Origin of the sequence: Burkholderia sp. LMG 13014 (assembly GCF_905232215.1) — a bacterium.
Lineage (GTDB): Bacteria > Pseudomonadota > Gammaproteobacteria > Burkholderiales > Burkholderiaceae > Burkholderia.
Genome location: NZ_CAJNKE010000400.1, coordinates 1 through 5,636, shown reverse-complemented (window position 1 = coordinate 5,636; position 5,636 = coordinate 1). Strand labels below are relative to the sequence as shown.

Genomic DNA, 5,636 nt, shown 5'->3' with positions numbered 1-5,636 from the left:
GGCGGTCGGCACCTGCCGGATCGCGGGCGGCTTCGGCTTTCCGTCCGGCGACGAGGCGAGCGGCGCATGGCTCGGCGTGCGAGCGCTCGCGTATGCGCAGCAGGCGCTCGACGGCCGCGTGCCGCACGATGCGTTCGCCAGCGCGCTGCTCGCGGAAACGGGCGCGCAGGATCGCGACGCGCTCGTCCAGTGGTCGTGCGATGCGAACCAGACGATCTACGCGCGGCTTGCGCCGATCGTGTTCGCGCACCGCTTGCATCCGGTCGCGGGCGCGCTGATCGCGCTGGCGGGCGACGAGATCGGCAAGATGATCGACGCGCTCGATCCGCAGCAGGCGCTGCCGGTCGCGCTGTGCGGCGGATTGGCGGACGCACTTGCACCGGCCGTGCCGGCGCGCCATGCCGCCCGGTTGCGCGCGCCGCTCGACGATTCGGCGCACGGCGCGCTACAGCTCGCGCTGCAAGCGCTGCGGGCGGCGGAAGGCGGTTGAAGTCGCTTGAAGTCGCTTTCGGGCGGCTGAAGGCACCCCGAAGCGGGGCCGTTGGCGGCGATCGACCGGGAACCGTCCGGCGGGCAACCGGGCACGACGTTAGAATGGCCGTTCCGCAGAGCCCTGAGCGCCATTCTTCCGTCCCATGTACAAAGTCATCGCCACCGATCTCGACGGTACCCTGCTGAACAGCGACCACCAGCTCGATCCGTACACGATCGACACCGTCCGCCGGCTCGACCGCGACGGCCTGCAGTTCGTGATCGCCACCGGGCGCCACTACGCGGACGTCGCCGGCATTCGCGACGTGCTCGGCATCCGGCCGTACCTGATCACGTCGAACGGCGCGCGCGTGCACGCGCCGGACGACACGACGATCCACGCGCAGGACATCGATCCGGCGATCGTTCGCGGCCTCGTGCAGCCCGATATCGTCGGCGCGCATGGCCGGGTGATCGTCAACCTGTTCACCGACCAGGGCTGGCTGATCGACCGCGATGCGCCGCACCTGCTCGAATTCCACCAGGATTCGGGCTTCCGCTACGACGTGATCGACATGGCCGCGCACGACGGCACGGATATCGCGAAGGTGCTGTACATCGGCGATCCGGCCGATCTGGCGGTCGTCGCCGATCAGATGCGCGTGCGCTTCGGCGATGCGCTGTACGTCACGTACTCGCTGCCCGACTGCCTCGAAGTGATGACCGCGAACGTGTCGAAGGGCCGCGCGCTGCGCTCGGTGCTCGCGCGGCTCGGCGTCGATACCGGCCACTGCATCGCGTTCGGCGACAACATGAACGATATCGACCTGCTCGAAACCGCGGGCCACGGGTTCATGATGAACAACGCGAACCCCGACCTGATCGCACGGCTGCCGCACATCCCGCGGATCGGCAACAACTTCGACGCGGGCGTCGCCCGCCATCTGCGCACGCTGTTCTCGCTCGAAGGCAGCGCCGCCGCATCCTGAGCGCCCTGCCGGGATGGAAATGAAAAACGGGCGCCAGTGGCGCCCGTCGAAATTACCTGCCTCGATCTTCTTGGACAGCGTGAGGCTCGCTGCTCTGCTCGCTTGACCCCGTAGTGTTTTATTCGCTTGTGCGAGCCGATGCCGGCAGCCGGTCGACGGCGTCGTCACGCCCCGCGACCAGCGGATAGATGATCCCGGCGAGTACCGCGCCGATGATCGGTGCCACCCAGAACAGCCAGAGCTGGCCGATCGCATCGCCGCCCACGAACAGCGCGGGGCCGGTCGAGCGGGCCGGGTTCACCGACGTGTTGGTGACCGGGATCGAGATCAGGTGAATCAGCGTCAGGCACAGGCCGATCGCGATCGGCGCAAAGCCGGCCGGCACGCCGCGCTTGTCGGTGGCGCCCAGGATCACGAACAGGAAGAAGCCCGTCATCACGACTTCGCAGATGAACGACGCGCCGAGCGAGTAGTGGCCGGGCGAACGCTCGCTGAAGCCATTCGTCGCAAAGCCGCTGCCGACGACGTCGAAGCCCGGCTTGCCGGTCGCGATCAGGTACAGCACGAATGCGCCGATCGTCGCGCCGACTACCTGCGCGACGATGTACGGCACGAGATCGCGTGCGGGGAAGCGGCCGGCGACCGTCAGGCCGACGCTCACCGCCGGATTCAGGTGGCAACCCGAGATGTGGCCAATTGCGAATGCCATCGTCAGCACAGTCAGGCCAAAGGCAAGTGCGACGCCGGCAAAGCCGATGCCGAGGCCCGGAAAGGCGGCGGCCAGCACGGCGCTTCCGCACCCGCCGAGCACCAGCCAGAACGTGCCGAATACCTCTGCAGCGAGACGCTGAGAAAGATTCATGTAAGGACCTCGTTCAAGTGGATTGAAGACAGCCGGATGACGCGACGGATTTAAACCGTCACCCGGAATTGGTCTGGATTATAGGAAATGAATCGGGTCGGGGAGGGTCAACGATTGTTAAATTTGAATGGCTGACGAATGCCTTTTATTAGAATAAGTCCGCATTCTCGATATAGTCGAATCGGTTAAAGATGACAGTATTAATTTCGAAGGGCAGGGCGGCAGTGCGGATGGCGTAACGGATGTGGGTATCCCGGCCGGATTCGCCGGGGCCGCATCATCAAAGGGGAGTCGAAAAATGTCTCAATACGCGAAACTCAAGGCGCAGATCGCCGATCTGCAGGCCCAGGCGGACGACGTGCGCCGCCAGGAAGTGGCGGCGGTGATTGCCGAAGTCCAGCAAAAGATTGCCGAATACGGGCTGACGGCCCAGGATCTGGGTTTCGCGGAGCGAGCGAAGCGCGGGCGCCCGCCGAAGAAGGCGCCGCTGCCGCCGAAATACCGCGATCCGAAGTCGGGCGCGACGTGGAGCGGGCGCGGCAAGCCGCCGAATTGGATCGTCGGTAAAAACCGCGATCGTTTCCTGATCGAATGACCGAAAGCCCAAACAAAAGAGCCGCATCGAGATGCGGCTCTTTTGTTTTGCGCGCCGATTTCGGCGCGGACTTGATTACGGAATATTTCCTCGCGGATTTCCGAGTCAGGCGCCGGCGACCCGGCGCAATGCCGGTTGCCGGGTTTGCGTGCAAAGCGATTCGTAAGTTTCGACATAACGCTGCGCCATTGCCTTCGAACTGAAACGCGTGTCGAAACGTTTGCGGATGGCGGTGCGCGACAGGCTGTCGAGACGGTGCAGCGCACCGACCGCGCCCTGCACGTCCTCGACGATGAAGCCCGTGACGCCGTCCTCGATCACTTCCGGCACCGAGCCGCGGTTGAACGCGACGACGGGCGTGCCGCAGGCCATCGCCTCGATCATCACGAGGCCGAACGGCTCCGGCCAGTCGATCGGGAACAGCAGCGCCTTCGCACCGGACAGGAACGCGGGCTTCTGCGCCTCGTTGATCTCGCCGATGAACTCGACGTGCGCCTGGCCGAGCAGCGGCTCGATCACTTCCTTGAAATAGTCGGCGTCGGCCTTGTCGACCTTCGCGGCGATCTTCAGCGGCAGCCCGCTTTGCGCGGCGATCCGGATCGCGGTGTCGACGCGCTTTTCCGGGCAGATCCGGCCGAGGAACGCGAGGTATTCGGGCTTCACGCCCGGCTGCGGCGTGAGCAGCGTGTCGGGCAGCCCGTGATACACGGTGCCGGCCCACGCGGCCTGCGGCAGCGGCTTGCGCTGGTTGTTCGAGATCGACACGACCGGCGCGTCCGGGAACGCGTCGAACACCGGCTGCAGCTCCGGCAGGTCGAGTCGGCCGTGCAGCGTCGTCACGTACGGCGTGTCGAGGCGCGACATCAGCGGGAACGGCAGGTAGTCGAGGTGGAAGTGCAGCACGTCGAATTCGTGCGCGACCCGGGCGACCTGCTCGAGAAGCCGCATATGGGGTGCCATCGAATCGCGGATCGACGGGTCGAGCCGCAGGGCGCGCGGCCAGGCCGCCTCGAGACGGGCCGACGTGACGGAGTCGCCGCTGGCGAACAGCGTCACGTCGTGGCCGAGTTCGACGAGCGCCTCGGTGAGGTAGGACACGACACGCTCGGTGCCGCCGTAGAGTTTCGGCGGAACGGCTTCGTAAAGCGGCGCGATCTGGGCAATTCGCATGGGGTTCTCCTGTTTCGATCCGAGGGCGCGGTGGCGCCGATGTGGATCCCGTGCAAGGTTGCGGAACTCGCCGACGCACGCGGTTGGCGGTACGTGGCCGTGCCCTGGGCGGGGTGCGCGGGGCGCCGGACGGCAAGCTGCGGGGCGGGCCGGCACGGCTCGCGCCGCCGCCCATTGGAGTCCATTATCGATATCGCCTTGAGGGGTTCGAGTGTTTTTTTCAAACACTTAAGGCTTGTTACACGATGAAATACGCGAAAACCCCGAGAAAAAGGGCGCGGGAACAGGAATGGAGATAGACGCAACTATTGTTGCGTCATCGTGAAAAACCACTATAATTTTTACCGATCCGATTGTCGGCAGCCCTGCCGGCAAGCCTTCCACTACCGAGTGGGGGCCATCGGACACATCGCAGCCGAATCCGCGCTGCCACTCGCTTCCCCGATTGAGCCTTTCAATTCGCTTTGTCGGAAAAATTCCTACACGGTTTACAGACAAATCCTGCATGGCATACGCCACTTCGCTGATACCGGCGTAAATGCCGTTTAGCCAAAATTCGCCCTGTAAGACTATAAACGAGCCGACTGAGCGCCAAGAGCGCCCTGATCGAGCAAACGTTTTCATAACACGAATGGCCAAAGCAAAGCTCTTTAACGGGGGAATCATGAGCGCTACCAGCGAAATGCTCAGTGAGATCAAAGAGGTCAACCTGTCGTACCTCCTCCTCGCGCAACGCCTGCTGCGGGAAGACAAGGCGATGGGCATGTTCCGCATGGGAATTTCCCAGGAACTGGCCGACGTACTCGGGAACCTCACGCTCGCACAGACCGTGAAGCTCGCCGCGTCGAACCAGATGCTGTGCCGCTTCCGCTTCGACGATCACGCGCTGCTGTCGTCGCTCGCCGACAAGGGCCGCAGCGATGTCGTCGCGCACGCCCACTCGGCCATCCTGATGGCCGGGCAGCAGGTCGAAGGCGTCCGCTGATCCATCCCGCCTTGCGACTGTCCCGGCGTGCCGCGCCGGTGGGCAGCGTATTGGCCATCCATCCGAATAACGTCAAGCGGACGGTTTTCACCATGGCAAGCAAAAGCGTCGTGATCGAGGTGAAGGAAATCACCCTCGCCATCGAACTGATCGAACTGGGCGCCCGGCTGCAGTTGCTGGAAGCGGAGACGAGCCTGTCGCGGGACCGTCTGATCAAGCTGTACAAGGAACTGAAGGGCGTGTCGCCGCCGAAGGGGATGCTGCCGTTCTCGACCGACTGGTTCATGACGTGGCAGCCGAACATCCACTCGTCGCTGTTCTACAACATCTACCGGTTCATGCAGGACCACGGCCGTTGCGAGCCGATCCAGTCGATCGTGAAGGCGTACCGGCTCTATTTGGAGCACGTGAACCTGTCCGGCGACGAGGCCGCGCTGAGCCTCACGCGCGCGTGGACGCTCGTGCGCTTCTTCGATTCGGGGATGCTGCAGATGACCCCGTGCACGCGCTGCGGCGGCCACTTCGTCGCGCATGCGCATGATCCGCATCAAGGTTTCGTCTGCG

General features: G+C 64.4%; 6 protein-coding genes and 1 pseudogene. 5 read left to right on the top strand and 2 right to left on the bottom strand.

The window, feature by feature from the left end:
* Both JYJ84_RS27105 and JYJ84_RS27100 read left to right on the top strand, forming a co-directional pair.
* Positions 1-490, top strand: a pseudogene (locus JYJ84_RS27105) (ATPase); the annotation flags it as partial.
* Between the two features lie 145 nt (positions 491-635).
* A complete protein-coding gene (locus JYJ84_RS27100; protein ID WP_175222284.1) occupies positions 636-1,460 on the top strand; it encodes a Cof-type HAD-IIB family hydrolase in 825 nt (274 codons plus the stop codon).
* A gap of 118 nt (positions 1,461-1,578) precedes the next feature.
* Here the strand turns inward: JYJ84_RS27100 and aqpZ are convergent, their stop codons facing one another.
* Entirely contained in the window at positions 1,579-2,322 is a 744-nt protein-coding gene (gene aqpZ, locus JYJ84_RS27095; protein WP_175222285.1) for an aquaporin Z, read from the bottom strand.
* Between the two features lie 298 nt (positions 2,323-2,620).
* Here aqpZ and JYJ84_RS27090 point away from each other — a divergent pair, with 298 nt between their 5' ends.
* Positions 2,621-2,917, top strand: coding sequence for an H-NS histone family protein (locus tag JYJ84_RS27090; RefSeq protein ID WP_021162849.1), 297 nt, complete (start codon positions 2,621-2,623; stop codon positions 2,915-2,917).
* A gap of 105 nt (positions 2,918-3,022) precedes the next feature.
* On the opposite strand, the gene JYJ84_RS27085 is transcribed toward JYJ84_RS27090, so the two are convergent.
* Positions 3,023-4,087, bottom strand: a complete 1,065-nt coding sequence (locus tag JYJ84_RS27085; protein ID WP_175222286.1) for a glycosyltransferase family 4 protein — start codon at positions 4,085-4,087, stop codon at positions 3,023-3,025.
* 664 nt (positions 4,088-4,751) lie between these two features.
* Between JYJ84_RS27085 and flhD the strand changes: the two genes are divergently transcribed.
* Complete coding sequence (gene flhD / locus JYJ84_RS27080) at positions 4,752-5,072, top strand: flagellar transcriptional regulator FlhD (RefSeq protein WP_027788649.1); 321 nt, start codon at positions 4,752-4,754, stop codon at positions 5,070-5,072.
* Between the two features lie 92 nt (positions 5,073-5,164).
* Positions 5,165-5,636: flagellar transcriptional regulator FlhC (gene flhC, locus JYJ84_RS27075; protein ID WP_205185814.1), on the top strand; the 472-nt coding region annotated here is incomplete at its 3' end.

Excerpts from the sequence above, each read along its gene's own strand:
- JYJ84_RS27100 (WP_175222284.1), top strand. The coding sequence starts at position 636 with ATGTACAAAGTCATCGCCACCGATCTCGACGGTACCCTGCTGAACAGC.
- aqpZ (WP_175222285.1), bottom strand. The coding sequence starts at position 2,322 with ATGAATCTTTCTCAGCGTCTCGCTGCAGAGGTATTCGGCACGTTCTGG.
- JYJ84_RS27090 (WP_021162849.1), top strand. The coding sequence starts at position 2,621 with ATGTCTCAATACGCGAAACTCAAGGCGCAGATCGCCGATCTGCAGGCC.
- JYJ84_RS27085 (WP_175222286.1), bottom strand. The coding sequence starts at position 4,087 with ATGCGAATTGCCCAGATCGCGCCGCTTTACGAAGCCGTTCCGCCGAAA.
- flhD (WP_027788649.1), top strand. The coding sequence starts at position 4,752 with ATGAGCGCTACCAGCGAAATGCTCAGTGAGATCAAAGAGGTCAACCTG.